Source organism: Microcoleus sp. AT3-A2, from assembly GCF_036705685.1.
Classification (GTDB): domain Bacteria; phylum Cyanobacteriota; class Cyanobacteriia; order Cyanobacteriales; family Microcoleaceae; genus Microcoleus.
Genome location: NZ_JAUBVF010000021.1, coordinates 44,524 through 71,357 on the forward strand (window position 1 = coordinate 44,524; position 26,834 = coordinate 71,357).

Here is a 26,834-nt window from a genome sequence, read left to right on the forward strand (position 1 = left end):
AAACCAGAGAGTAAAAACCTAAATTATTTACTCTAATTAGACCTTTCTAGTTGCTATCTTGTCCTGTCCAAATTGGACGAATAGCAAACATCAAAGGTCTAGTCTCGAAGTTTTGGAATCGAACTTCTAGGGCATAAGTCTTGTTCGGTTGTGGGTCAAACAACTCCACACTTAAATGCCCGGAATTTGGACGATGTGCAGTTGCTTCGGCATCTCCTCCCTTGAGTTCCAAACTTCCTGCCCCCGGAAATTGGCACTCAACTCTTAAACAAGGCATGGGCTGTTCTCTGTTGCGGTTCGACAGGTATTGAGCCTCCAGAGTCAGCGAACCCAAACCAGTCAGCCACTCCCGGAAAACCGGTGGCTGATTCACAGGACAATCCAAAGTTAGAGACTCAATGATTTCCTTGGCTGCCAACAACGACAGCACCATTTGTTGATCGGTACTCGCGGCTTCGTAATTCGGGAAATCTTCTAAATCTAGAAGTCCCCGCAAAGAACCTCTGAGCACTAAACCAGCTAATTCGTTGAGTTCCTGAGACTGGCCCGGAAATAAGCTATCTACAGCGCGAACTAACTTCGAGCCTTGCCGCAGCGACGACATTACCAGTTCCTGACAAGGTTCTAGCAGTTGAGCAAAAACCCCTTGGGCGATCGGAATTGGCAGGCGGCCCCACCTGATATTTTGCAGTTGGGGAGTCCAGATGTGTAGGGGGGGAACCCATTGCGGGGCTACATCGTCTGGGTAATCGTGGTCGTAGCTTTTGAATTCTGTTTCCCAGGGGAACAGCGGCGGGTTGGATTCAATTTCGGCTCTAAGCCTTTCTTTTAACAAGGTCTGAAAACGGTCTTGCACGGTCGGTATTTCTCCAATTGTCTGCGGTTGTGCGGGTGCATTGCTGTGCGCCCCCACTTGATAGTCCAGCGGGTCTGGTTCGTCCCATTCCCAATATTCCACCCCGGAATTGTCTTCTGTGTCGCCCCACTCTTCTGAGCGAGGGGATGGATTGAGGTTTTCCTCATCTTCGTTAGAGGTATTCGCGATCGGCGCCTGCAATATCCAGTCTAAAAAATGGCGATCGAAAGCCTCTGCATCCCTGTTCGTTTCGTTATTCATCACTAGATGCCCCTTCTCCGGAATCTGAACGATTTCGCAATTCCCAGGCAAGTTCCAGCAATTTAAACCACCGTTTCTGTACCTGGGCTACCGTGCTGCCGAGGGTTTGCGCGATCGCTGACTCTGACAGACCTTGTTGCTTCAACTTTAGCAAACGCTGTCCCTCTGGGCCAATTTGCTCGCCAAAAGCCTGCCACTGAGAAGGCAACAAACCCAGATTTCGATCTAAGTCTGCTTCCAGCCACTGGTGAACGAGTTCCCAACGATGCGACATGGCGAACCTGAGCAAATGGTACTTGAAGCGCTGCTGCAAATAGTCTCTTTGGCGGGGAGTTATGCCCAGAAGCGACTCTATTTCATTAGTCGGCAAGTCTTGCAAGCGCAGCACGAAGTAATCGGCGCAGTCTTGTTGGTTGCGCTCTTTCAAGTAAGCCACTAATTCCTCAATCACGTTTTGCCGCAGAGATTCTGACTCGTCGCCTACGGGACGAATTGCCGCCGAACCCTGTCCGGCCATCGCTTCCCGCACGGAGTGCACCGAGGTGTCGTTCCAAGTTTGGTCGGAATCTGAAGCCCCTCCGTCGGCGGCTTGTTCCATATCTACGGAGGTTTCTTTGGGCTGCTGCTGGGAAAAGGTTTGGGCCCGTAAAATAATTAGTTGCTGGCTGCGGTTCCGAGGTAAAGGAATGCGCCGCTTGCCGAAACGCTCTACAAAGGCCATGTACTCTGCTAGTTCTAAGCGAGTGCGGGGACTGTAGGTGGGTGGTAGTTGGGTTTCGCGCCGGAATGCCTTTAAAGCTTCGAGATAAAACCCTTGCAAAAAATCTTTGATCAGTTCTACTCGCGCCTGATAGCTAGACTGCACCTGCGGAGGGGTGATGTAGCGATAGACGATCGCGCTGAGGGTACTGTGCAATTCTACTCGCCCGGGCCCGGAGCCTAAATTGTAATAGTGGAGGCATTGTTGCAAGCGGTGCTGAGCGAGGCTCTGGGCTGAACCTTCTATATCTCCGGAGGATTGAATCCGCTGGCTTTCTGTGCATATCCTGTTGACTTCTGCTGCGAGGCGCCCTGCTACATCTTGGCAGTTCTGCTCAGACGCGCGAGTGGACTTTTTAAGTTCGTCTAACAGCAGTTGAAATATGGTTTCCACGCTCTGGCAGATTTCCCGCATGATGGTTTACAGCTAACAATGAAAGTAGCACAGTTAGTCAAAGTATGGATAAATCTTTCCTAACGCTACTTTACCCCGTATTCCCCAGATAGGACAAACTGCAATGCCCTCGATCTCCTCCTTCGCGCAAACACAGAGGACTGCTTTTTAAATCTGTCCTGGACGCGTCATCCGTCAAGAACCAGGTTTAAACAGTTGCCATTGCAACGATGGTTCATCCGAGTGTGGGGTTTGACAATGCCTCCATGCGGGGCGAAAACGCGACACTGCCGTTGATAGCTTCGGCTTAGTGCTGTGGTGGTCACAGCAGCAATTGTTCCTGATGGTGAAGCGAGCAAACAGTTTCTCCCGGCGGTCTACCAGATGCGACAAAGGGTTTCACGGCTGTATTCGATCGGGGTCTTGCGCCACTTTTGCCATAAAGTTTAGACAGCGATCACCCGTCTGTTTCTTGGCAGCATCCTTCAACGTCGATTTAACGGTTTCATTCAATATCATTTGTAGCATCCCAATCACACAGATCAGAACCGCTCATGTCCGACAATCTGTTTCCTAGCCTTCTATGATAAATGGGGTTATATTTCATTGCAAATCTCTTATGCCGTCATTGAAAGCAGCCCACACAATTAAGTGTGTGTGATGTTCGTTAACTTCGGCATAAATTCCTTATAAATTCCTTGATTTTTACTGGCAATCAGAATGCAGCCTTTTTCTATAGCGGGATTGAGCGGGCGATCGCCTGCAGCCCAATCGGTGCGATCGCCAAACAAAGGCGCTGCGGAACAAGAAGTTTGATTGCATCTATCTAAGGGTATCAATATTGCAATTACTTTCACCTGAAAAGCAGATATTTTACTAAAGTGCGATCGTCTTCGATCGTCCTCTGGGTTGATGTAAGTGGCGGGCGAAATTTGTTCTAATAGTAAAGTTAGATTTGAAGGAACAATTTTCAATGCGTAAGTTAAACATAGGTCTATCTGACGAGCAGCGTGCAGGCGTTATCGAACTATTGAATCACGACCTGGCAGATGCTTATCTGCTGTTAATCAAAACCAAAAAGTATCACTGGGATGTAGTTGGCCCACAGTTTAGATCGCTCCACCAGTTGTGGGAAGAACACTATCAGGCGTTAACATTAAATATCGATGCTATGGCCGAACGGGTGAGAACTTTAGGTGGCTATCCAATTGGTACTGCTGAGGGTTTTCTGAAGTACGGCTCGATTCAAGAACATATCGGCGATTTGCCTTTGGCTACAGAAATGGTAGCGCGTTTAGTTGATGACCACGAACTGATTATTCGCAATCTCCGCAAACACGTTGAACAGTGCGGTGAAGAGTTTAAGGATGATGGAACCGCAGACTTTTTGACTGGTTTGATGGAACAGCACGAGCAAATGGCTTGGATGTTGCGCTCGTTTATTGAAGGGGAATCCCTTGCGCCAGACGGCCAGCACCCAAAAGCTCAAACTGCTACCGCTTCTCACGCTTAGAGAGATTAAGTAGACGGAAGAGGGAAGTTCGGCAACGGATTTTGTAACGGATGTCAGTCCGATGTCTGTCGGAAGAAAGAAGAATGGAAAATTTAGATTTTTTTATTTAACCCTCTTTCCTCATTCTTGATCGACCAACCAGGCAGAATTAAACCCCCTCTAGCTTCCTGAAAAACCCGGTTTCTTCAACAAACCGGGTTTTTCAATTTAGGGTTTATGTAGATTTTCGATTTCCTAAACTATTGAATCGCATTCTTTCGTATACCTGCGATGGCAACATTCTGTGAGCTTTCGTCCGCGCCTCAATCCTTGCCAGTGTCGTCCCTTCACTCGATTCAGATGCTGGTTTTAACTGTAACCCGGAGGCAGGTGGCGGTGTAACTATTATTTTTAATATACTTTCTATAAAGAGCAGATACAAATTGTGGCGCAAAAGTGCCATTGATAAATCTTCTTTGAAAGCTCGATACAGCCAAGATAATGTACTGCGGTGATTGCCGCTGCGGTTGCTTTTGACAGCTAAGTAAATGTAAAAATTGCTGCTAGACCAGCGATAAATGCTGCTGGGAATTTCGGGATGTTGCTGCCGGACATCGGCCATAATTAAAGAGTGAGATTTTGCCATTGCTGCATAGTTGCTAGACATACTGCTGGCAATCTGCCGATAGCCCACTAAGTATTCTGGTACGACTTTAAATTGATAATGTTCGGCTATCCGGAGGTGCAGTTCCCAGTCTTCGCAGCCTTGAGCATTTTCTAGTTTAAGTTGGCCGTTGTAACCGCCGACTTTTGCAAAACAAACGCGGCGGATTAGAGATGAGCTGGCATTGCCTATAAAATATTTATAAATTAATGCTGTGTAAACTTCTCCTTCGATGGTGGAGTTATAAAATCCACCTGTGAGCAAGTTTTTTTCATTTATATCAACTGACCAGGAATAGACAACTCCGACAGATGGTGCTGAGGAATTCAGGCATTTCACTTGTTTTTCTAGGTTTTGCGGATACCAAATATCGTCGGCATCGATGGGAGCAATATATTCGCCTTTTGATTTTTCAATTGCTAGGTTGCGGGCGACGGCGACGCCGGAATTTGGCTGGTGGAATAAGCTGACTCGGCTATATTTTTGAGCAAAAGATTGGACGATTTTGGCTGTTGTATCTGTAGAACCGTCATCAACTACTAAAACTTCTATGTTTTGATAAGTTTGAGATAAAACAGACTCTAAGGTTTTAGCAATAAAATTGTCAGCGTTGAAAGCTGGTATGATGACTGAAACTAATGGCTGATTTAAAGTGTTTTGGGAGGTGTTCATGTAATATAAAAAAGGGTTTCTGTAAAAGTTTTGGTTCAAAGGGAGCTAGCTAAGGGTATGTTAGCAAATTACGAAAGCTCGATCGTACAGCGTCAGAAATTTTAAGACGTATATTTGACGTATATTTAAAATATCTTGCCAAAAGTAATAAAATGTGCATTGACTCCGCAGTCGCGATCGAGACTGGGTGCAGGAGTCACTCGCGGATGAGGTCTGTAAAAAAAATTATACCGCGCAAGTGCTGACAGTTCGTGGGTATCCGTATAAACTATGTTTGATTTTATACGGTGTGCCTACTTATAAAATCAAAGTCTTGTGTATTGCAGCACAGCCCCACCAAAATGCTGCTGGGGCTTTTTCCCAACTTTACACAAACAATCCTATATTTAAAGATTTTGTAAAGCTGTTGTCTGCATCAGGTCAGTCTCAGCAAGATATGGCGTAGAATACAGGTATGAATTGGGGAAAATTCAATCGAGAATGCCAGCAAAAAATCTAGTTGAATACAAACAGCAATCGAGTTATAAATAAAAAAGTAGAGCTAATTTTACCCTTCGTAAAGTAGCAACAATAAAATCCCAGCAAATTTTAGCCCCTGCAACTTAAACAATTTAGGTAATGATTTCTACCGCCGACCCCACTGTATCCGTTATTATCCCAGTCCACAACGGGGGCTCTTACTTCCGCACCTGTTTGTCAAAACTGGCTCAAGCTGTGCCCAAACCGATAGAAATTATTGTAGTAGCAGATGGCGAAAGTGACGGTTCCTGGCGTCTGGCCAAGGAATTCGGCGCCAAAGTGATCAGGATTCCCGAATGCGGGGGGCCAGCGCGGGCAAGGAATTTGGGTGCCCAGGCTGCAAAGGGAGATATTCTGTTTTTTGTGGATGCTGATGTGGCTGTTTGTCCAGAAGCTGTGGGCTATGCGATATCGGTGTTCAAAAATAATCCCTACTTAGCTGCTTTCATTGGCTCTTACGACGATGATCCTGGAGATCCTGATTTTCTATCGCAGTACAGGAACTTGCTGCACCACTACGTGCACCAAACCGGTAACGAAGAAGCTTCGACTTTTTGGGGCGCTTGCGGAGTGATTCGCCGGGAAATTTTTTTGCAAATGGGTGGCTTTAATGAGAGTTACCGCCAAGCTTCGATCGAAGATATTGAGTTCGGCTACCGTTTGAAACAAGCAGGTTATAACATTCGGCTGTGCAAAACATTGCAGGTTAAGCATTTAAAGCAGTGGAAACCTATGGGGATGGTGAAAGCTGACTTTTTCTACCGAGCACTGCCTTGGACAGAACTGATTTGGCGCGATCGCAAATTGAATAACGACCTCAACTTGCAAGTTTCAAACCGCATCAGCGTGATTTTAACTTATGCAGTGCTGCTGGCAGTTTTGGGGACGTGCTGGTCGCTGAGCTTTCTGCTACTGGCTGGTTTGCTGGCAATACCGCTGGTAGCAATTAATGCACCACTTTACCGATTTTTTCACAGTAAACACGGTATCCTATTTGCCCTGAAAACTATTCCGTGGCACTGGCTTTTCTACTTTTACAGCGGACTGGCATTCGCGATCGGCACGGGTCGCTACTTATACCAAAAAAAGCCTGTGACTGGCAAAGTTAGCTTGCCGGTATCCGCTCAATAAATCAAGGTAAATTGTGCTTAAACATCAGGTCGATCGATCGTTTCTCAGGGTATTCACGGGTGCATCTATCACTTTGACAAGTTATAAATAACTGTATAGTTTCGATAAAAAAGCTGGAGGTAGGCTGAGTGAAACATTATCCTGTTGCGATCGTCGGTGCAGGCCCTGCGGGTTTGACGGCAGCTTACGAGCTCGTCAAGCAAGGCATTATCCCTGTTGTACTAGAAAAAGGTGATAAAGTTGGGGGGATAGCTCGCACAGAAACCTACAAAGGCTATCGTTTCGACATTGGCGGCCACCGCTTTTATACTAAAGTTGAAGCTGTGCAGCATTTGTGGCAAGAGGTGCTGGGAAATGAGTTTATTAAAGTGCCACGATTGTCGCGAATTTTTTATCGAGGGAAATTTTTTAACTATCCGATCAGTGCCTTCAATACTCTCTTTAATTTGGGCATAATTGAGAGTACGCTGATTATTTTGAGTTATCTGAAAGTGAGAATTTGGCCACTTACGGAAGAAAAAACTTTTGAACAGTGGGTGATCAATCGTTTTGGCGAACGCTTGTATAAAACATTTTTTAAGACTTACACTGAAAAAGTTTGGGGCATTCCTTGTTCGGAAATCCAAGCAGATTGGGCGGCGCAGCGGATTAAAGGATTGTCGCTTACTACTGCAATTATTAATGCTTTGTTTGGCAGCAACGACACTAAAACATTAATCAAAGAGTTTGATTATCCAGCTTTGGGCCCGGGGATGATGTGGGAAAAGTTTGCGGAAGCTGTGGAGAATAAAGACGGCAAAGTTTATCTCGATACTAAAGTGATTAGCTTTGAGCGTGAAGGTAATAAGATTAAAAGTATTACTGCGGAGCAAAACGGAGAATTAGTTCAATATTCTGCTGATAATTTCATTACGAGTATGCCGATATCGGCGCTGGTAGCAAGAATGAAACCGCAGCCCCCCGAAGAGGTATTGCACGCCGCGCGATCGCTCAAATATCGAGATTTTTTGATTGTAGCGCTGATTGTCGATCGCAAGGATTTGTTTCCTGACAACTGGATTTACATTCACTCTCCCGAAGCCAAAGTGGGACGGATTCAAAACTTTAAAAATTGGAGCGCCGCTTTAGTTCCTGATGTCAGCAAAAGTTGTTTAGGAATGGAATATTTCTGTAGCGTAGGCGACGAGATTTGGGAAATGTCGGACGCGGAACTTGTCGAACTAGCAACTCGCGAGTTGGTTGGTTTGGGGTTAGCAACAACTGCTGATGTGCAAGATGGAGTTGTGATACGGCAACTTAAAGCTTATCCAGTTTATGATGGGGAATATCGAGGACACTTGCAGGTACTTGAAGGTTTTTTGAAGGGATTTGAGAATTTGCAGACAATCGGGCGAAACGGTATGCACCGATACAACAACCAAGACCATTCCATGCTGACGGGAATCCTGGCTGTGAGAAATATTCTCGGCGAAAAGCACGATTTGTGGGATGTGAATACTGAGCGATCGTACTATGAAGATTTTAGTGTCGATCGCTCAAAAGAAAAGAAGGATTCGGATTTGATTTCGCAGTCAATATAGCCAGCCGCAATAGGGATTGCTATGAAAAAAGCGAACCTGCCAAACTTAATCGGCTTCGCAGCAAGCCTCTTCGTGCTCCTGCTTTCAGTGCAGCGGTTTGTCCCTATCCAACTCGACTTAATCGAAGCGATAGCCGCGATCGCATCTGCTTGGAGCGTTTGGCTACTTGCTAAAAACAATCCCCTAGGCTGGTGGATCGGCTTAATCGGAGTTATCGCCTACGCTGCGGTGTTTTATAAAGTTAAACTTTACGGCGAAGTTGCGATTCAAACCTTCTATTTAATCACGAGCTTGCAAGCAATTTATATTTGGCTGCGGGGCGGCGAAAACAGCACAGAAAAACCTGTATGTCGCATGAACCAACGGTGGATCATCCTCACCGCAGTCTTAGTTACAGTTGGCGTGTTTGGCTTGCGAACAGTATTAGTATCTTTGGGCGGAGCGGCACCATTTTGGGACGCCCTAACCACCATCTTAAGCGCGATCGCCCAGTTGTACCTGATGGAACGCTATCTCGAAAGCTGGTATTTGTGGATTCTTGCAGACACGATTTACGTTCCCTTGTATGCCTCGCGCGGGCTATATCTGACGAGTATTTTGTACGCGATATTTTGGTTGATGGCAATTTACGGACTGCAAAATTTTCAGAGGATTTACTCGGAACAAAAGTTAAAACAGCAGCAATCTTTATGATACTCGGTGTTACTGTAGGCAAATTTTACCCCTTCCACAAAGGACACGACTACTTAATTCGAGAAGCTAAAAAAAAGGTTGACCGTTTAATCGTTCTCGCCTGTTACAAAACAAATCAAGCAGTTGCAGGAAGCGTTAGAGCCGACTGGATTCGGTTTTTGCATCCCGACGCAGAAGTTATCGAAGTGTTCGACGATTTGCCGGAAGCCCCCGAACCTTGGGCTCAGAGGACTCTTGAGGTGCTTTCCGGGCGAAAACCCGATATCGCTTTTACTTCAGAAGATTACGGCGAACCTTGGGCAAAACTGATGGGATCTCAACACTGTGCAGTCGATCGCGAACGACTCAAATTCCCAATTTCTGGAACGGAATTGCGATCGAACCTAGTCGAACACTGGCAAATGCTGACTCCCCCAGCCAAAGCTTATTTTGCCAAACGAGTCTGCGTGCTGGGTGTAGAATCGAGCGGCACGACTACCCTAGCACGATCGCTCGCACAGCACTACCAAACTGTTTGGGTGCCCGAATACGGCAGGTGTTACTGGGAAGGCCGGCAATATTCGCCCGATCCTGAAATTTGGGACAGCTATGAATTTGTAGAAATTGCCAAGAAACAAGCTGTTATAGAAGACCATATGGCTACTCGCGCTAACAAAGTCGTTATCTGCGATACAGATTCTTTAGCTACTTTTATTTGGCACAAACGTTACGTTGGTTCAGAACATCCGACGATCGAGCAAATGGCAGACAGCCGCCGCTACGATTTATATATTTTGACTCAGCCGGATTTCGGGTTTGTTCAGGATGGAACGCGAGAAAGCGAACATTTACGAATGACTATGCACCAGCGGTTTGTTGAGGTTCTTCAGAAGAAAGGAAAGCGGTATATTACTGTCGGAGGAACCCACGAGTTGCGAATGTCGGAGGCAATTGGGGCGATCGATTCAGTGTTGGTGTTTGAAGCGTTAAAGGAGCTAGAGTAATGATTAATTATGAAGATTTTAGTCTTTAATCTCGCAATCAAGCTGATTTGACGCTGGAGCGTTGAGAAAGGGAAAGGAAATCTGTATTTTCCTTTCCCTTTTAGTTTTTAACTGGTTGAACAGGTTTTAACTTGAGCCCCGGAAGCTCCTGGAAACCCATTGACCGAGGCTTTGCCTCGTTTCCTGACCTGGTACGCCTTCCCAGGAAGATCACGGGAACCAGAGAAGAAGCTTGTTGCAGCGGTGTATCTTTAAGAGTTCACGTAAAACTTGAAAATCTGTGCTAACTCTTGACTTACAGACTTAGAGAGTGGAAATATGCTAAAACGCAACCAAAAAACGAACCAACCTATGAACTTTTCCAAGAAGTCAGGGGGCAAAAGTGCCACATCCCCAAAAACCCACCCAACACAGAATCTCGCCGTCGGAGGATTGCGGAAATTACTTTTTGCCGCCGGAATAGCCTCTCTGTGCGCTAGCTGTCAAAATCCTCAAGCACCCACCGCCACAACTCCCGGAGGCAGCCCCGGAACCAGTCCCGCAGCCACTCCCGTCGCAGTCAGCAGCCCCGGAGACCCAAATACTGTCAAAATTGTCTCCATGCTGCCGATGACAGGCAGCGCCTTGGGTCAATCTCAAACAATGGTCAACGGCATCCAACAAGCCCTCGCCGAAACCAACTCCAAAGCTTGCGACGGCAAAATCCAAATCCAATACGAAGTTTTCGATGACGCCACCGCCGCCGCCGGCAAATGGGACCCGGCCCAAGTAACGTCGAACTCCAACAAAGCCGTCGCTGACGGTTCGGTAGTTGCCGTCATTGGTCACTATAACTCCGGTGCCGCCAAACTTTCCATTCCGGTGCTCAACCAAGCTAACATCGTCATGATCAGTCCGGCCAACACTTATCCGGGACTGACTAAACCAGGAAAAGGCGAAGCCAAAGAACCCAACGTTTATTATCCCGCTGGCACTCGCAATTTCACCCGCGTTGTCCCCGCTGACGACCTTCAAGGGGCTGTAGCTGCCAACTGGGCGAAATCTTTAGGCGTGCAAAAAGTCTACATTCTTGACGACCAAGAACTCTACGGCAAAGGCATCGCTGATGTTTTTGAAGCAACTTCTAAAAAGTTGGGAATTCAAGTCCTCGGAAGAGAGGGAATTGATATTAAAGCTAGCGACTACAAGGCGTTAATGAATAAGATCAAAGCTTTAAATCCCGACATAATTTACTTTGGAGGCACTACTCAAAGCAATGCCGGACAAATAATTAAAGACATGAGAAATGTCGGAATGACGCCTGATGCAGTTAAATTCATGGGGCCCGACGGCATTAAAGAGCAAGCTTTAATTGACGCGGCGGGCAAAGATGCTGAAGGAATTTACGCTACTTTTGGCGGCTTGCCTCCTCAAGAATTGACTGGTGCGGGCGCGAAGTGGTACGAAAGTTACAAGGCAAAATATAATGCTGAACCGGAAGCTTATGCAGCTTATGCCTATGAAGCTGCTAAAGTTGCGATCGGCGCAATTAATAAAGTTTGCAAAAATGACCGCGCTGCTATCCGCGAAGCTGTCTTGGCAACTAAAGATTTTAACGGGGTACTCGGCACTTGGAGTTTTGACACCAACGGCGACACGAGCTTGACTACAATGTCAGGAAATGTTGTTAAAGGTGGCAAGTGGGAGTTCGTGAATGCGCTCAAGACCGAATAATTAATCAGAAGGAAGAGGGAAGTTCGGCAACGGATTTTATAACTGATGTAACGGATGTAACGGATATCGGGAAGAAGGAAGAAGGCAGAAGGGATAATAAAAAATTATGCCTTTTTCCTTCTCCCTCCAATGTCCCATGCCCGATTCTCGATTCCCAATTCGCAATTCCCAATTCGCAATTCCCAATTCGCAATTCCCAATTCGCAATTCCCAATTACTCAAAAACATGAAGAACTGGAAAAGTATTCTCTTATATCTAGGTGTAGTTTATATAGTTTTGCTATTAGGCCCGATCGCAGGATTTGATTTGCCAAAAATCGTTGGAGAAATAGTCAGCAATCCTGAAGTTTTGATTCAACAATTATTAGTTGGTCTTGTCAACGGCGCGCTGATTGCAATTATTGCTTTGGGTTACACTATGGTTTATGGCATTATTGAGTTAATCAATTTTGCTCACGGCGATTTATATATGTTGGGGGCTTTTGCTTCCCTAACCGTGTTCGGGGCTTTTGGGATGCAAGATGGCGCACCTTTGGCTATTGCTATACCGGTGATGTTAGTTGCTTTAATTGTATGTTCGGTGTTTTGTGCTGGACTCAATATTGTTGTGGAAAAGTATGCTTATCGGCCTTTGCGAAATGCTCCTCGTTTAGCTCCTTTAATTTCTGCAATTGGAGTTTCTTTTATTTTCCAAAATATGGGCCTGTTTTGGGGAGGATTGAAAGCTTTTATTCCGGTGATGGGTTCTAATTCTGCGGCTCCGAAAAGCTTTCCCGATTTGTTACCGCGAGTTGATATTTTCAAAGCTTTGGGAATTCAAACGAGTATTGTATTTACTACGAAAGATTTAATTGTGTTGGTGGTGGCGGTGGTATTGATGGTTTTGCTTCATGTGTTTGTGCAATACACTCGTCTGGGAAAGGCGATGCGGGCAACGGCTCAAAGCCGCGATGCTGCTAAAATTATGGGAATTAATGTGGATCAGATTATTGCTCTGACTTTTTTGATTGGGGGAGCTTTGGCGGGTTCGGCTGGGATTCTGGTTGGTTTGTACAACAATACTATTGTGTTTACGATGGGGTTTACGGCAGGTTTGAGGGCTTTTACGGCGGCGGTTTTGGGGGGGATTGGGAATATTGTCGGGGCGATGTTAGGGGGGGTTTTGATTGGGTTGCTGTCGTCTTTGAGCGATCAGTATTTGTCGAGCCGCTGGACTAATGCTTGGGTGTTTGGCGTTTTGGTGGTGATTTTGGCTTTTCGGCCAGGGGGTTTGTTGGGCGAGAATGTTCAGGAGAAGGTTTGAAATTGCAGTATGTTTGAGATTGGGTTGTAGTGAGGACTTTAGTTATAATAAAAATTTGAGGACTTTAGTCCTCACTACAAACATTTTATAAATTTGTGTGAGCTTCTTTGATGAAGAGAGAGAAGTTGGGTATCAGAGAACCCGATCGCGTTTTACGTTTTAGTTTTACGTTTTAAATATTCCCTGGTTTTAGCCAGCCAAAAACTTCGCCTAAAGTCAACTGCATTTCCGGCATAAATTTGGGCATCGGAAGTATATCTGTTGGTTCTTGCAATGAAATCGGCTGCTGCCTTGCGGGATAGGCTAAAATGTTTTTTTCATCGGGATCGAGCAACCAACCCATCTCACAACCGGCATTCAAACAGTGCAAAATATTGTTTGTGACTTTGGTTTGGCTTTGGGCTGGGGACAAAATTTCTATTGTCCAGTCTGGGTGAGCATTAAACGTATTGGCAATTTCGCCGTCAGCGTCTAGGGGAATGCGATTCCAAACAAAAATCGCGACATCGGGAACAATAGAACGTCCGCCAAAGGTGCAGCGAAGTTCTGGTAGGGCTAGGGCAATTTGCGGTTTCTCTGCGATGTCGTTGGTGACTGTTACGAGTCTGCCTTGTAGTTTGCTTTGTTTTCCTTGTGGCATAGGTTTTTGGACGATCGCACCTTTGATGTATTCGCTAGCGGGTTTGGTTTCTGGGAGTTGCAAAAACTCGTCGAGGGTGATAGTTTTTTGAGGTGCTTGTACCATATAGCGATCGCCCGTTTGGAGTGTGTTGGGGTAACAGTTCCAGTATATAGCAGTTGACAGTTGACAGTTGACAGTTGACAGTTGACAGTGACTAATAACTAATGACTAATAACTAATGACTAATGACTAATAAAATAATCCAAGCAATTAAATCGAGCGGTATTTTAGGGGCTATCGGCTCTTTGACTGTTCTGTTATTCGGTGGTTGGAGCGGCACTGTGATCGGCTGGCTGATGGGTACGGCGGCGGGCTTTATGAGTTGTCGGGCTCAGAAGGTTTACAGCCCGAAAATGGGTGCGACTATCGGCAGTTTAGCGGGATTGGGATTGGGAGTTTGGCTGTTAGTTGCGAGTGTGGTAGAAGGGATTTTGATTAGACCTTTGTCTGGTCAACCTGCTGTTGCTTTGCCGACGACGCTGCTGTACGGGATTTGCAGTTTGACGATCGCAATTTTGACAGCTACGTTAATGGGTGCTTTGCAGGGTTTGCAGGGGGAACGCCAGCGGCTGGCAACTCTGGTGACATTAGCTTTTATTCTAATTCTGTTTCCCTTTATCGACATTCAGGCTCAGACTGGCTGGATTGCTACTGTAGTACAGATTCAAATCTTTATTATGTTGGCGCTGGGTTTGAATATTACTGTGGGTTTTGCGGGTTTGTTGGATTTGGGATATGCGGCGTTTTTTGCGATCGGCGCTTACACAACGGCTTTGCTATCTTCTGGGCAGTTAAATATTGCTTGGAATTTTTGGGTGGTATTGCCGATCGCCGCTGGTGTAGCTGCGATCGCGGGCGTAATCCTGGGTATTCCGACACTGCGGCTCAAGGGCGATTATTTGGCGATTGTTACCCTCGGTTTTGGCGAAATTATCCCGGTTGTCTTTAGGAATTTAACCGCGATTCGGATCGACGAACCAGTCTCGAAGATTGTTGCGGCTGTTTTGGGTAAACCCGAGTTGGTGCTGTGTCTGGTTGGGTGCGATCGACCTTTTAACCTCACCAACGGCGAAGCGGGAATAAACCCGATCGGGCGTCCATCTCTCCCCATCGTCGGTACTTTCAGCACCGGCAACTACTTTCCCTGGTACTACCTAATTTTACTGCTAGTTGTCTTTGCTTACTTCATGATTTCGCGGCTGCGAGATTCCCGCTTGGGCAGGGCATGGAATGCCATGCGCGAAGATGAGTTAGCGGCGAGTGCGATGGGGATTAACCTAGTCAAAACCAAACTTTCGGCTTTTGCGATGGGAGCGACGTTTTCGGGATTTGCAGGCGCATTTTACGCCGCCTATATCAGCGCAATTTTTCCCAGCGTTTTCGATTTCTCGGTGTCGGTAATCATCCTGTGTATGGTGATTTTAGGCGGTTTGGGGAACATGACCGGGGTGATTTTGGGCGCTATCATTATCATGTCTGCCGATCGACTTTATCTGCCACAATTAGCGCAAGTCCTCAAGGGTTTTCTGAATACTTTTGTACTCCCCAGAATTGCAATTCCCCAGTTGCGAGACTTTCTGGCCACCAGTTTAGACCCGATTCAAATGCGCTTATTCCTATTCGGCCTAACTCTTGTTGTCATGATGCTCGTGCGGCCGGAGGGGCTCATTCCTGATAAGATACACCAAGCTGAACTGCATTCGGATGGTGAAGCGAGCAATGAGTCTTTAGCAGATGCTAGAAGTCAATAAGTAGGTAAGGGCAAAAACCATAGTATTTTGTAGGCGGGTTTAGCTAAGAATCTAGGATGCAAGGGAGTTTAGGGGTGTAAAAACCCCGGCCCCATCTAATGTTTATTTCTAACCAACTACTTAGTAAGGGTGAAAGATTAGCCATGAAAAATGTAACTGGTACTGCTTTTATAGTTGCGGAATTTAGAGCAGAAGAGAATGAAGAGGCAATTCCTCTCTATACTGATCATGTAGTAAAAATCTGGCTGAATGAGGAAACAAAAAAAATAGCTAGCCACATAGCTCAAAGCTCTCCCGCCGCTAAAGAAATGGTTAAGTTGCGGACTAAATATTTTGATGATGTTTTGTCCAATCAAATTTTAGGAGGTTGCAAGCAAGTAGTTATTTTAGGTTCAGGCTTGGATACTCGCGCTGCTAGAATTAATGGCGAAAAAGTCACTTATTTTGAAATAGACGACCGCGCGACTCTTCAATTAAAAGAAGAAACTCTCAAAGCTAACAAAGTTACTGCGAATGTCCGCTACCTTCCCGGCGATTATGTAAAAGACGGTTTAATCCCCTTGCTGAAACAGAGTGAATTTGATTTCGCTCGACCGACATATTTTTTGTGGGAAGGCAACACTACTTTGGTTGACAAAAAAGATGTCATACTTGTGTTAGAACAAATTCGTGACAATGTTCATAATTTCCGATTGTCCTTTGATTATATGTCGGAAAAGGTGATTTTGAGAACGACGGGCTACCAAGATATCAATGATTACATAGATAAATACGAAAGTATGTATGCACCGTGGATTACTGGGTTTGAAAAGATTGCAACTTTGGCTGACGAACTCAATCTCAAAGTTATTGAAAACTTTTCGACTGCTGATTTACACGCACAATATCGCCCTGGCCGTTCGCTAGAATCTAATCTTTTTAAGTTCTATTTTGTCTGTACGTTAGAGAATACAGTAGGGTGCGTCAGTCAAGAGATTTGACTCAACTCACACAATTTGCTGCTGACACACCGCAGAGTACAGACGATCGCACTTTGTCTGTACGCTAGAAAATGCAGTAAGTAGTCGGACAAAAGTAAATAGCACGCTCATTAACTTTTGTTGCATAAGGGCACCGAGGCGATCGCCTCGGTGCGTGTCAAATTAAGGAAGTCGGGGATCGGTTCCTTGTTTGGCGTGTATCAATGCTGTACCCTAATGCCTCCAAAAGAATTTGCCAATGTCTCAGGTAGGCTAAACTAGCAATTAACCAGCTTGACCGTGACGGCAGCAGGATTAGCCATCCTCTGTATCGTCTGGCCAAGGCGGAATCCCTCCAATTATTCAAAGCTATGACTTTAGCGACAAAACAAATCATTGAAAAAAGCAATTACACCGAAGAAATTAAGGGAGTTGGAGAACAATTTGCAGCGATACAACAATCCTTAGAAAAAGCATTCCAATCTCAAGATGCTCTGGCACCAGAGGAGGCGCTTAGAGAGCTGCTGTCAATCTACGACCTTTATCTCCATATTGAATCAGAAAGCAATCCTTCTGAGAGACATAAAAGCTTAGAAGAACTTGAACGTAGCCTCGAAGCATTTAAGACAAAGTACAAAGACTTTGCCCCGAAGGAAGCTGTTGATGGCATAGAAAATGTACAACTTTGGGCTAAAATATCTAGAACAATGATGTCTGCCCAACTTTATATGCTTGCTGCATCTCTTGAAGACAACGAAGTAAAGCAACTAGGATTGTTTTACACAGGACTCATCAATTTATTAGATATTGCAGAAAATTATCTAAGCTTCTTTACCAAAAGAGGTCGCGAATTAGCCAAAGATCTAGCTCAGACACTAATCAGCTATAAAACATTTGAAGATTATGCCAAGAAAAGACCAGCAGATAAAATCACCACCCAAGCTATAGGCATAAGAAATGCAGCCAAAGCAATATTGTGGGAAATTGATAGGCACGATCGCAAAAAATTCTCATATAAAGCACTCTATGAAGAAGCTAAAAATGCCATAGAAACAGATGATAAACAAGAACTCCTTAAAACTTTGCAGTCCTGGCGTGAAGAGGACATTAGTGAGCTGGAAAAGCTATCGGACAACTAGCAACCTAATTCATGAGTACGTTAATTTTTTTAGATACGGGTGTCGTCGGAAAACTCATACATCCCGATGTTGAGCAAAGCAAAACTAGGTTGGCTCAAAACGCTAAAAGCGAAGTTAAGGAATCGATTCTAGAAGCAAGTGAATGTGAGGACTGGTTAACGACGCTAATAAATGAAAGAACTCCTGTAGCTATATCCGAAATCGCCAACTATGAAGCAAGGCGCGAGCATCTCAGACGGATCAGCGATCGCCAATCAGGATCAGAAGAGAAACAAAAAGCTATTAAAGCTATTCAAAGGCTAGATGCGCTAATCACAAAAAAAGGGGTTGCATCTTTTCCAGTTACTGGCGAAGAGGGCAACGTAATGCAAGAAGCGGCTGAGCTATGGGCTTTTGCACGCAATAATTCTTATACAGCCCACGATGCAGACTTAATCATAGCCGCTCAAGCCGTCATTATTAAGAGAATAGGAATAGAGGTAATCATTGCAACAACTGATACCGAAGACTTTAACCGATTGCTACAACAGCACCACATTGAAGCTAGACGCTGGAGAGATATTAAACCTTAGCTGAACTGTCTCTCATTTAATTTTCCACTGTTTTTGTCCTAAAACTCAAAGGGCAACTCTTTAACAACTTAACTAATATCAGGAAACACAACCAAAATGTCATTATTAGAAGCACAGCAACTTACAATGCGATTCGGTGGTTTGACGGCAGTCAACCAGGTTAGTTTAACATTGGAAAAAGGCTCGATCGCCAGTTTGATCGGCCCCAACGGTGCGGGCAAAACTACTTTTTTTAATATGCTTACGGGTATTTACAAACCGAGTGGGGGGCAGTTGGTACTTGAAAATAAAAATATTACCGGCTTACCGCCCGATCGCCTGACCACTTTCGGCATTGCTAGAACTTTTCAAAATATCCGCTTGTTTAACAACATGACTGTCCTGGATAATGTTTTAGTAGGTAGACACTGCCGATTGAAAACAGGTTTGTTGGGTGCAATCCTCCGCCCTCCCGCTGCGATGATTGAGGAGCGGGAATCTAAAATAAAAGCGCTCACTATGCTTGATTTTGTCGGTTTAGGTGCTGCTAAAGCGTCGGAGTTGGCAAAAAACCTTTCCTACGGCGACCAGCGAAGATTGGAAATTGCGAGGGCTTTGGCTTCCGATCCTAAAGTGCTGCTTTTGGACGAACCTACGGCGGGGATGAACCCGAACGAAACGGCTGATTTAACTCGCTTTATTTATCGGATTCGCGATGAGCTGAATTTGAGTATTTTGCTGATTGAACATGATATGAAGGTGGTGATGGGAATTAGCGATCGCGTGAGTGTTATGGAGTACGGTACTAAAATTGCTGAGGGAACTCCGGCCGAAGTTCGCTCAGATCCCCGCGTAATTGAGGCATATTTAGGAAAAGAAGAAGATGGACATGGTTAATGGGTATTGTGTGCCGACAGATAAGTGAGGTGGGCATTGTGTATCCTCGGAAGAAGCGATATAATGTTCTGCCAATTAACCGCAATAAAATTAGGGGCGGGTTTCACCAAAAATCTGTCTTTCAAACCGATAATATTTATCAACCCGCCCAGGGCGACAGCATTTTATAACGAGCAATTCAATGGAAACCATAAGATGTGCGCCTTGCACATCCTAGGGATTTACATTTGGGGTTTTTCCTAAACTTTTGATTTGACTTCCGACATTGTTTTCTTGTGTTTTCTCTGCCTGACAAACAATCCTAAAAATATTGCAGTACCTAATACTGTGCTCGGTTCGGGAACTGCTTCTGCTTCTGCTTCTGTCTCTGCGATATTGTTCTTAACTTCTACTAACCTTAAGTTAGTGGCGCTGTTGAATGTCCGCGAATATACCCCAGAAGTATACAGCAGGCTAGCTGCTGCACTTTCTTGAGCCAGAAAATTAAAGTTAATTTGTGTGGGTCTAAAGCTGTTGCTAACGAAGGCATCTGCATAAAAGCCACTAGAAGAGTCTAAACCGATGGCAAATTGAAAAGAGTCTAACAAAATGTTAGTAACAGTGTTAATCACGCCGAAAGATATACTCCCATTCGCCCTGGCGCGTTCGGATTGGGGGTTATTAACTGATGTTAAAAGAGCTAATAATGTCTGAAAAGTGAAGGAAAAAGTTTCTTCAGCATCAATGAAGAAGTCGCCGATCACTGCTGCTTGACTTTGGGCGAAACCGGAATAGTTATTCCCGCTGCCTATGACTGCACTTTGCGAGAGATTTGCTGCCAGCAATTCGTGGCAGTTAGATATAAAAAATGCCTCAGCTTTCACTTTGCTAATGACTGCACCGTTGTTAGCTATTGTCTCAGCGTTAGTGTTAGTAGATGTACCTGTGTCAGTGGGTGCGTGACTGAAGTTGTCAATCGTTACTGCTGCTGCTGAACCTGCTATTGTGGCAGCACTGCTGGGCGCTATACCTACACTCAAGCTGGTTACTAAAGGAGTTGCTAATAAAAATGCGATCGCTCCGGTACTGTGATGTAATTTCATGGTAAATTTCCTTAAATTTGAAAAATTTTAAGTGCTGTTCTTGGTAATGTAGCGGTTGGTTTCGCTTACGTATTAATACTACCTATTTACTTAGAGATTTTTGTAAAGCTACTGTCAAGAAAGCTTGTGTTTAAGTAAAAATTATGTAAAGTTGGTCGCCACAGCTACTAAAAATACATTGTATGGGCGCTAAGGCTGGTGTTGACCTAAGTAAAATTACTGGTTACTCTAAAAAAAGTTAATTTTAAATAAATGCAATAAAAATTTATAATTAGTCTGGATAATATAATAAAGCACAAAGCATAAAGAGTAATCATGTTGGAAATTAAAGACATTCACACTTACTACGGAAATATCCACGCTCTCAAAGGAGTATCGCTAACAGTCTCGCAGGGAGAAGTTGTGACATTAATCGGCAGCAACGGGGCGGGGAAAACGACCACTCTCCGCACGATTCAAGGACTGCTGCGCCCGCGCCAAGGCACTGTATTATTTGAGGGAAAGCCTTTAGAAGCACTATCTACAGAGGCGATCGTCCGTTTGGGGATTTCTCAAAGTCCCGAAGGGCGGTTGATTTTTCCGCGCATGACGGTGCAAGAAAACCTAGAAATGGGCGCTTATCTCCGCAACGATACTCTCGGTATCAAGTCCGATATGGAAAAAGCATTAAATTTATTTCCTCGTTTGCGAGAAAGAATTAGTCAAAAAGGGGGAACTCTCAGCGGTGGCGAACAGCAAATGTTGGCGATCGGCCGGGCTTTGATGTCGCGCCCCCGCTTGTTATTATTGGACGAGCCGAGTATGGGATTGGCACCGATGTTAGTCAGTCAAATTTTTGCGATCGTCCGTGATATTAATGCTGAAGGAACAACTATTTTACTGGTGGAACAAAACGCCCGCATGGCTTTAAGTGTAGCCCATCGCGGCTATGTCATCCAAACTGGTCAGGTTGTAGTCGCTGGTACTGCTAGCGATTTGCAGTCAAATGAAACTGTTCGCAAAGCATATTTAGGTGAAAGTTAAATATGGAAATTGGGCATTGGGAATTGGGCATTGGGAATTGGGCATTGGGCATTGGTAATTGGTTATTGAAACTGACAAATAACCAATAACAACCAACAAATAAAAAATAACAAATTACCCTATTTGCGATCGCAACTTCCCCGTTTCCAATTCCGTCTCAAAAGCCGCTCGCACCTTTTCCCACTCCGCTTGGGCTTCCAACAGGCGATCGCGCGCCGTACTCACATCAAAAACCTGTTCTCCTCCAGACTCAACTGCCACGCGGCCCATATACTCCAACTCCTTGCAAACAGCAGAAAAAGACACGGCTCCTAAATTGGCGCTGCTCGACTTCAGCGTGTGAGAAGCCAGCTTCAAACTATCAGCATCGCCCAGAAAAATAGCCTCCTTAATAGTTTCTAAATGTTGCGGTGCGTCTTCCAAATATATCTTAATCAGTTCCCCCAAAAAATCTGGGTCTTCATCATCGTCTAGCTCGCGGAGATTTTGCAAAATATGAAAATCAATCGGCGAATCGGCTCCCGGTTGAACGCTCGAAGATGCCGCAGCATCACTGTCAATGTGATCAGAAATATCTTGATTGTTTTGCTCAGTAACCGCATCCAATTCATCCCGCTTCAGAGGTGAGCACTTGCTCAAGGCGATCGCCAACTCTTCCCGGCGCACCGGCTTAGTAATATAATCGTCCATACCTGCTTCCAGACACTTTTCGCGATCGCCCTGCATCGCATTAGCAGTCATCGCAATAATTCTCGGCTTCTTGTTAGCAGGCCATTCCTGACAAATGCGGCGCGTCGCTTCCAACCCATCCATGTTCGGCATCTGCACATCCATCAGCACAACATCGTAAGATTGCCGCTTCAAGGCCTCCAAAACCTCCAACCCATTAGCTGCAATATCAGCCCGATATCCTATCCTGTCGAGTAAATGCGTAGCGACTTTTTGATTCACCACATTGTCCTCAGCCAGCAAAATCCGAATCTGAGTAGAATTAGTTGCATCCTGTCCGGCAGAATTCGTCGCAACCTGCCTCAAAACAGCAGGCGTCCGCTGCACGCGGTGTTGTTCTTGAGAATTTTCAAAATACTTCAATCCCGAAGTCAAAGTCACCACATTTGAAACTTCTCCCCTGCCGCTTCTGCCAGTAACATATCCAAAAACTTGCAGCAACACATTATAAAACTGGGACTGTTTTAAAGGCTTAGTTAAAAAAGCCGAAAAATGTACTTCTGTAGTTTCAAGTTTTTTCCAAACTTCTGCCTTACTTAAATAAGTAAACAGCACCAAAGGTAGTGCTATTTTGCGAGGATTTTTAACTTTGATGCCATTCGGATTTAGACCCTCGTCGCCGGACAAATTGCTCAGCTCAAATTTCCGAATCTCCACAGCCAAAGCCACACCGTCCATATCTGGTAGATTCATCGCTAAAATAGCTAAATCGAGCGGCGAGTTTCCTTTAATGATTTCCAACGCCTCAGCACCCGAAGTTACAGCCACGGGTATCATTCCCCAAGACTCTGCCTGCCGGATCAAAACTTGCCGATTAATGGCATGATGCTCAACAATTAACAAGCGCTTACCAGCGGCAAATTCGGGCCTTTTTTCCTCAGCCCGGATGTCATTCGCTTCCGCAGTCACCGTGAAATAAAAAATCGAACCCGAACCCGATATCGACGGCGGAGTAAATTCTGCAGGCGACATTCCAGCGATACTTTGTCCGATCCCAGAAACTCCCGGTTGAGACTTAAAACTTCCCGGAGTAACCTGGCTGACAACCCACATTGTACCGCCCATCATATCGCTCAAACGCTGGCTGATAGCCAGTCCCAAACCCGTCCCGCCGTAATGTCGCGTTGTCGAAGCATCCACCTGCGAAAAAGCTTTAAACAGGCGATCCATCCGGTCTGGCGGAATGCCAATTCCCGTATCTTGGACAGCAAATTGAATCTCGTATTGTTTGCTACGTGCCAACTCTCCCTGATTAATTGCTAGCGGTTGTGGCGCTAGAATATTAATTTTATCTGGTGAACTATTAGCAGCTACCTGTTCAATTTGCCTAGCCGTACAGCACACCACAATTTCTCCAGATTCTGTAAACTTAACTGCATTGCCCAGCAGATTTACCAAAATTTGGCGCAGTCTCGTGACATCTCCTAAAATGTTTTTCGGAACAGAATCATCAATAAAGTAAGCCAGCTCTAAACCTTTTTCTGAGGCTCTCGGAGCCAGTAATTCCAGAGATTCTTCTATACAGTTTTGCAGCTCGAAGGGGCTGCGTTCCAAATCCAATTTTCCTGATTCAATCTTGGAAAAGTCGAGAATATCGTTAATAATAGTCAGCAAAGCATCGCCGCTGGTACGAATTGTCTCCACAAAATCCCGCTGTTCTGGAGTTAGTTCCATATCCAACAGCAAGCCCGTCATCCCGATTACCGCATTCATCGGAGTGCGAATTTCGTGACTCATAGTCGCTAAAAATTCGCTCTTAGCTCTATTAGCAACTTCCGCCGCTTGTCGTGCTTGATCCAAAGCTTCATTTTGCTCTGCTAACTGTCGCTGTCGCTGAACTTCGGTTTCTAAAAGTTGTGCTTGAGCTAAGGTAATGCCGACTTGAGCAGCAACATCTTCTAATAGTTCAATTTCGTCGGGATTCCACTGCCGAGTTGCATCGCACTGGTGCAAAGTAATAATTCCATTCGGTTCTCCTTGATAGGAAGTGCGAACAGCCAACATAGATTTTAATCCGATGCGGCGGCACATCGGCCCCGAAGATTCCAGCAAAGGATCGGCAAACACATCGGGAGATGCTAGGGCTATATCTTCAGCGAGGAGTTTTTCTGTGTAGGGGTTATAAGTGACAGAAAGTTCTAAATCTAAAGCCGATTCGTGACCGGGTTCTAAGTATTCCGCAACGCAAGGAAGGTGGGGATAAGGTTCAGAAAGATAGGTGTGAATTGTACAGCGATTGACACCAAATACGCGGCCGATTTGGGTGGCGGTAGTTTGAAAAATTTCTTGAGTGTCTAAGGTCGATCGCACTTTTTGAGTAATTTGTTTGAGTAGTAAAACGCGCTGGTACTGACGTTGCAAAGTTCGCTCTCGCTCTTCGCGGGCAATTTCTGCGCCGATGTAATTGCCCATCAACTTTAAAATTTCAAAATTTAGCGGTTTAAAAGGAGATTTAGTGGTGCGAGAAGTAAAGCTCAAAGTACCAAAAATTCGCCCTTGCACCATTACCCTCGTGCCCACAAAAGCCTCCAACTTGCGGACGCTGTAAGCGGGGTGGTTGCGCCACTGAGTAGTGCCGGCTGATTCGACAGAAATAGGTTCGCTCGATCGCAAAACCTCTCGCTCAAAGGTTCTGCTCAAAGCAAAACCGTCTCCTTTAGCAAATCCAAAGGGAAAATCTTCCGGTACATAAGCCGCAATCACTTCGTAGCGATCGCCCAAAACCCTCCCCAACAGCCCGATATCCATCCCAAACTGACTACAGCCCATTGCCAGCAACCGCATCGTTCGATCGTCAAAAGAGCCTTCCGAACTCACCATTACCTCGTAGAGCGATCGAATTGCCCGCTCACTTTCCCGCAGTTCCTCAACTCCTTCGAGGCGGTTGCAGACATCGTGCAAAGTCCCGAAAATTCCCGCTATTTCGCCTTGCGAATTCCGCCGGACTTGGGCAAATAGTTCTACGGAAACAAAGCCGGAATTACTGTGAATTCCCAAGGAATTTTTGCCCGAAACCGACTTAGACTTAAATCGCAGTTCTCGCCGTTCAAATTCCGACTTCCCCGACAGCAAAGACTCCAATAAATTTGCACATTGCTCGCGCTCATCTGGATGCACCCACTCTAAAAAATTAGTTTGCAAACTTTCGGAAACCGGAAAATTCGTAATTTCCGTCCAAGCGCGGTTGAGGAATTTCCAAACCCCCGCCGCATCAATGTGGAAAATTACTGTTGCTTTCAGAGAGTCAAATAGATGGAATTGTTCTCGATCATGCTCGCGGTTTTTGACTTCAAACTGCTTGTTTAGAGTAATATCTGTATGAGTTCCTACTACCCGCAGCGGTTTGCCAGTAGCGCTGCGTAAAACTTGACCTCGGTTCAGCACCCAGACAGTGCTGCCGTCTTTACAGTACATCCGATATTCGGCTGCAAAATCCGGTGTCTTTTGGGCGAAGTGTTCTTCTAAAGCTGCCTTTACCGAGTCAATATCATCTCGGTGGATGCGACTCCACCATTCCGATCGGCGATTCGAGATTTCCCCTTCTTGGTAGCCCAGCATTTCTTGCCACCGCGCCGAATAAAAAAACTCATCTGTTTCGAGATTCCAGTCCCAAATCCCCTGATTGTTGACTGCTGGGGGGAGATTTGGCCGCTCTACGAAAGTGTGGTGAGAAATTTCAGCTATCTCGTGGCTATTTGCTGCTGTCCGCTGTATTTCTGCTGAGAGTTTTTTGTATTGAGCGTTGCTAGATTCTAGCTGGCGCTGCAAAGCAATTAAGCCAGAATGCAGAGATTTTGAATCCAGCGCTTGTAAAAGGATAGTTTTAGGATTGATAATCCCGATCGGGTGATTTGTTTCGTTGATGACTAATAAAGGCAACTGGCAGTAGTGTTTTTGCAGCAGCGCGACGGCTGCTTCGAGGCTAGAGTGCGATCGCACCAGCGGCGGCGAACTGCTGCAAATTGCTCCCGCTTTAATTTTGTTAGAGTCTCTTCCCAGGGCCTGCAACTGCACAATATCCCGCGAACTTACCACTCCAACCAGTTTGTGAATGTTGGGATTTGTAAATTTGGAATTGTGAGCAGCACCAGTCGAGTGTTGATCGGGGGTTTCAGTGATTAATACATAACTAACATTGTGTCTAAACATCAGTTGCGCCAAATAGCGAACCGAAGAATTAGAAGGAGCGTGAATTATTCGTGAGGCTGATATCTGCGGGATTTGATAAAGTTTAATTAAACTTGCGGGTAGCTCTACTTTCTGATTCAGAATTGGCAGCGGCGGAGGGAACGCGAAAGCCGCAGGTGGCGAAGCGCTGCTAATTGCTTTTGGTGTCGATTCCCCAATTCCCTGCAACATTTGCACCAAGCTTTGAGAGCTAATTAAACCAACAAGTTCTTCAGTGTCGCTGACGACGGGCAAATGGCTGATCTGATTTTTATCCAGCAGATTTGCTAAGGCAAAAAAGTCGGGAATTTCCGATTCTCGGGCTACAGTTACGGTTCTGATCATGATTTGCTCGATCGCAAATCCCCTCAAAGCAGCGCCGATCGAATTTAGCTGTACGATATCTCGCGTTGTAAAAATCCCCAGCACTGTCTGGCCGCCCGCATAGGGAGCTTTTGAGCCGTTGAGACGCAGCCCGTTGCCTCCTGCGTGTAGCGCACGCGGTACACCGTTGTAGAAACCCGACTGTTCCCGCGATTCTGGGGAAGTCCCGTTCATGGGATTTCCGAGTTGAGAATTCCCGCGTGGTTCTACCACGAGGACGTAACTGGCTCCTGTGCTACTCATCAGCTCGATCGCCTTTTCTACGGGCGTCTCAGGGGTGACGGTGAGGGGATTGCGGTTGATGACCTGACTGAGGGAGGGAATAAACATCAGGGGGCATAAAAGTGATATTTGTTGGAAAAACCCGATCGCAAGCAGCAGATTGATTGAGAGGCTTTGCCCGCGAGATTTCCCAGCGCGCTCAAAGTTTCTGTACGATTAAACTCACCC

The 26,834-nt window shown here is 45.5% G+C and carries 20 protein-coding genes; 13 read left to right on the forward strand and 7 right to left on the reverse strand.

Features of this window, described 5'->3' with window-relative positions; all coding sequences use genetic code 11:
* Window positions 1-46 precede the first annotated feature (46 nt).
* From QUB37_RS14215 to QUB37_RS14225, 3 genes are all read right to left on the reverse strand, one after another.
* Complete coding sequence (locus QUB37_RS14215) at window positions 47-1,117, reverse strand: hypothetical protein (protein WP_333162946.1); 1,071 nt, start codon at window positions 1,115-1,117, stop codon at window positions 47-49.
* The gene (hetZ, locus tag QUB37_RS14220; RefSeq protein ID WP_333162949.1) at window positions 1,110-2,291 is read right to left on the reverse strand and encodes a heterocyst differentiation protein HetZ; all 1,182 of its coding nucleotides are present in this window, start codon (window positions 2,289-2,291) and stop codon (window positions 1,110-1,112) included. Before hetZ ends, QUB37_RS14215 begins: the two co-directional genes overlap by 8 nt.
* Before the next feature lie 626 nt (window positions 2,292-2,917).
* Entirely contained in the window at window positions 2,918-3,244 is a 327-nt protein-coding gene (locus QUB37_RS14225) for a hypothetical protein (RefSeq protein ID WP_333162951.1), read from the reverse strand.
* On the opposite strand from QUB37_RS14225, the gene QUB37_RS14230 reads away from it, so the two are divergent.
* Window positions 3,244-3,783: a Dps family protein gene (locus tag QUB37_RS14230; RefSeq protein ID WP_333162953.1), complete on the forward strand. Its 540-nt coding sequence runs from the start codon at window positions 3,244-3,246 to the stop codon at window positions 3,781-3,783. The two genes, QUB37_RS14225 and QUB37_RS14230, sit on opposite strands and share 1 nt — an antisense overlap.
* 214 nt (window positions 3,784-3,997) lie before the next feature.
* On the opposite strand, the gene QUB37_RS14235 is transcribed toward QUB37_RS14230, so the two are convergent.
* A complete protein-coding gene (locus QUB37_RS14235; RefSeq protein ID WP_333162955.1) occupies window positions 3,998-5,098 on the reverse strand; it encodes a glycosyltransferase family 2 protein in 1,101 nt (366 codons plus the stop codon).
* A 618-nt stretch (window positions 5,099-5,716) separates the two neighbouring features.
* On the opposite strand from QUB37_RS14235, the gene QUB37_RS14240 reads away from it, so the two are divergent.
* The 6 genes from QUB37_RS14240 to QUB37_RS14265 all read left to right on the forward strand — a co-directional run bounded on the left by QUB37_RS14240 (window position 5,717) and on the right by QUB37_RS14265 (window position 13,020).
* Window positions 5,717-6,748, forward strand: a complete 1,032-nt coding sequence (locus QUB37_RS14240; protein WP_333162957.1) for a glycosyltransferase family 2 protein — start codon at window positions 5,717-5,719, stop codon at window positions 6,746-6,748.
* Window positions 6,749-6,876: 128 nt separating this feature from the next.
* On the forward strand, window positions 6,877-8,328 hold the full coding sequence (locus QUB37_RS14245) for an NAD(P)/FAD-dependent oxidoreductase (RefSeq protein WP_333162959.1): 1,452 nt from the start codon (window positions 6,877-6,879) through the stop codon (window positions 8,326-8,328).
* A 21-nt stretch (window positions 8,329-8,349) separates the two neighbouring features.
* Window positions 8,350-9,021, forward strand: a complete 672-nt coding sequence (pnuC, locus tag QUB37_RS14250; RefSeq protein WP_333162961.1) for a nicotinamide riboside transporter PnuC — start codon at window positions 8,350-8,352, stop codon at window positions 9,019-9,021.
* Window positions 9,018-10,004: an AAA family ATPase gene (locus QUB37_RS14255; protein ID WP_333162963.1), complete on the forward strand. Its 987-nt coding sequence runs from the start codon at window positions 9,018-9,020 to the stop codon at window positions 10,002-10,004. The genes pnuC and QUB37_RS14255 overlap by 4 nt, the downstream gene beginning before the upstream one ends.
* A gap of 351 nt (window positions 10,005-10,355) precedes the next feature.
* The gene (locus QUB37_RS14260; RefSeq protein ID WP_333162965.1) at window positions 10,356-11,717 is read left to right on the forward strand and encodes a branched-chain amino acid ABC transporter substrate-binding protein; all 1,362 of its coding nucleotides are present in this window, start codon (window positions 10,356-10,358) and stop codon (window positions 11,715-11,717) included.
* 136 nt (window positions 11,718-11,853) lie between these two features.
* Window positions 11,854-13,020: a branched-chain amino acid ABC transporter permease gene (locus QUB37_RS14265; protein WP_333162967.1), complete on the forward strand. Its 1,167-nt coding sequence runs from the start codon at window positions 11,854-11,856 to the stop codon at window positions 13,018-13,020.
* 172 nt (window positions 13,021-13,192) lie between these two features.
* Here QUB37_RS14265 and QUB37_RS14270 read toward each other — a convergent pair whose 3' ends face one another.
* Complete coding sequence (locus QUB37_RS14270; RefSeq protein WP_333162969.1) at window positions 13,193-13,765, reverse strand: Uma2 family endonuclease; 573 nt, start codon at window positions 13,763-13,765, stop codon at window positions 13,193-13,195.
* Between the two features lie 122 nt (window positions 13,766-13,887).
* Between QUB37_RS14270 and QUB37_RS14275 the strand changes: the two genes are divergently transcribed.
* From QUB37_RS14275 to QUB37_RS14295, 5 genes are all read left to right on the forward strand, one after another.
* Window positions 13,888-15,453 (forward strand): ABC transporter permease subunit, encoded by a 1,566-nt coding sequence (locus tag QUB37_RS14275; protein WP_333162971.1) that lies wholly within the window; start codon window positions 13,888-13,890, stop codon window positions 15,451-15,453.
* Window positions 15,454-15,551: 98 nt separating this feature from the next.
* Window positions 15,552-16,433 carry a class I SAM-dependent methyltransferase gene (locus QUB37_RS14280; RefSeq protein ID WP_333162973.1) on the forward strand — a complete coding sequence of 294 codons (882 nt, stop codon included), beginning with the start codon at window positions 15,552-15,554 and terminating at the stop codon, window positions 16,431-16,433.
* A 350-nt stretch (window positions 16,434-16,783) separates the two neighbouring features.
* Window positions 16,784-17,551, forward strand: a complete 768-nt coding sequence (locus tag QUB37_RS14285) for a hypothetical protein (RefSeq protein ID WP_333162976.1) — start codon at window positions 16,784-16,786, stop codon at window positions 17,549-17,551.
* An 11-nt stretch (window positions 17,552-17,562) separates the two neighbouring features.
* Window positions 17,563-18,123 carry a hypothetical protein gene (locus tag QUB37_RS14290; RefSeq protein ID WP_333162978.1) on the forward strand — a complete coding sequence of 187 codons (561 nt, stop codon included), beginning with the start codon at window positions 17,563-17,565 and terminating at the stop codon, window positions 18,121-18,123.
* 96 nt (window positions 18,124-18,219) lie between these two features.
* Window positions 18,220-18,999: an ABC transporter ATP-binding protein gene (locus tag QUB37_RS14295; RefSeq protein WP_333162980.1), complete on the forward strand. Its 780-nt coding sequence runs from the start codon at window positions 18,220-18,222 to the stop codon at window positions 18,997-18,999.
* 239 nt (window positions 19,000-19,238) lie between these two features.
* Here the strand turns inward: QUB37_RS14295 and QUB37_RS14300 are convergent, their stop codons facing one another.
* A complete protein-coding gene (locus QUB37_RS14300; RefSeq protein WP_333162982.1) occupies window positions 19,239-20,081 on the reverse strand; it encodes a PEP-CTERM sorting domain-containing protein in 843 nt (280 codons plus the stop codon).
* 315 nt (window positions 20,082-20,396) lie between these two features.
* Between QUB37_RS14300 and QUB37_RS14305 the strand changes: the two genes are divergently transcribed.
* Window positions 20,397-21,104: an ABC transporter ATP-binding protein gene (locus tag QUB37_RS14305; protein ID WP_333162984.1), complete on the forward strand. Its 708-nt coding sequence runs from the start codon at window positions 20,397-20,399 to the stop codon at window positions 21,102-21,104.
* A gap of 114 nt (window positions 21,105-21,218) precedes the next feature.
* Here the strand turns inward: QUB37_RS14305 and QUB37_RS14310 are convergent, their stop codons facing one another.
* Window positions 21,219-26,714: a response regulator gene (locus QUB37_RS14310; RefSeq protein WP_333162986.1), complete on the reverse strand. Its 5,496-nt coding sequence runs from the start codon at window positions 26,712-26,714 to the stop codon at window positions 21,219-21,221.
* Window positions 26,715-26,834: the final 120 nt, after the last annotated feature.

What these genes read in the sequence shown, in the direction of transcription:
- QUB37_RS14280 (WP_333162973.1), top strand. Translation starts at nt 15,552, where the DNA reads ATGTTTATTTCTAACCAACTACTTAGTAAGGGTGAAAGATTAGCCATG.
- QUB37_RS14290 (WP_333162978.1), top strand. Translation starts at nt 17,563, where the DNA reads ATGAGTACGTTAATTTTTTTAGATACGGGTGTCGTCGGAAAACTCATA.
- QUB37_RS14235 (WP_333162955.1), bottom strand. Translation starts at nt 5,098, where the DNA reads ATGAACACCTCCCAAAACACTTTAAATCAGCCATTAGTTTCAGTCATC.
- QUB37_RS14300 (WP_333162982.1), bottom strand. Translation starts at nt 20,081, where the DNA reads ATGAAATTACATCACAGTACCGGAGCGATCGCATTTTTATTAGCAACT.
- QUB37_RS14240 (WP_333162957.1), top strand. Translation starts at nt 5,717, where the DNA reads ATGATTTCTACCGCCGACCCCACTGTATCCGTTATTATCCCAGTCCAC.
- QUB37_RS14285 (WP_333162976.1), top strand. Translation starts at nt 16,784, where the DNA reads ATGACTTTAGCGACAAAACAAATCATTGAAAAAAGCAATTACACCGAA.
- QUB37_RS14230 (WP_333162953.1), top strand. Translation starts at nt 3,244, where the DNA reads ATGCGTAAGTTAAACATAGGTCTATCTGACGAGCAGCGTGCAGGCGTT.
- QUB37_RS14305 (WP_333162984.1), top strand. Translation starts at nt 20,397, where the DNA reads ATGTTGGAAATTAAAGACATTCACACTTACTACGGAAATATCCACGCT.
- QUB37_RS14215 (WP_333162946.1), bottom strand. Translation starts at nt 1,117, where the DNA reads ATGAATAACGAAACGAACAGGGATGCAGAGGCTTTCGATCGCCATTTT.
- QUB37_RS14310 (WP_333162986.1), bottom strand. Translation starts at nt 26,714, where the DNA reads ATGTTTATTCCCTCCCTCAGTCAGGTCATCAACCGCAATCCCCTCACC.
- QUB37_RS14275 (WP_333162971.1), top strand. Translation starts at nt 13,888, where the DNA reads ATGACTAATAAAATAATCCAAGCAATTAAATCGAGCGGTATTTTAGGG.
- QUB37_RS14260 (WP_333162965.1), top strand. Translation starts at nt 10,356, where the DNA reads ATGAACTTTTCCAAGAAGTCAGGGGGCAAAAGTGCCACATCCCCAAAA.
- pnuC (WP_333162961.1), top strand. Translation starts at nt 8,350, where the DNA reads ATGAAAAAAGCGAACCTGCCAAACTTAATCGGCTTCGCAGCAAGCCTC.
- QUB37_RS14270 (WP_333162969.1), bottom strand. Translation starts at nt 13,765, where the DNA reads ATGGTACAAGCACCTCAAAAAACTATCACCCTCGACGAGTTTTTGCAA.
- QUB37_RS14295 (WP_333162980.1), top strand. Translation starts at nt 18,220, where the DNA reads ATGTCATTATTAGAAGCACAGCAACTTACAATGCGATTCGGTGGTTTG.
- QUB37_RS14265 (WP_333162967.1), top strand. Translation starts at nt 11,854, where the DNA reads ATGCCCGATTCTCGATTCCCAATTCGCAATTCCCAATTCGCAATTCCC.
- QUB37_RS14255 (WP_333162963.1), top strand. Translation starts at nt 9,018, where the DNA reads ATGATACTCGGTGTTACTGTAGGCAAATTTTACCCCTTCCACAAAGGA.
- hetZ (WP_333162949.1), bottom strand. Translation starts at nt 2,291, where the DNA reads ATGCGGGAAATCTGCCAGAGCGTGGAAACCATATTTCAACTGCTGTTA.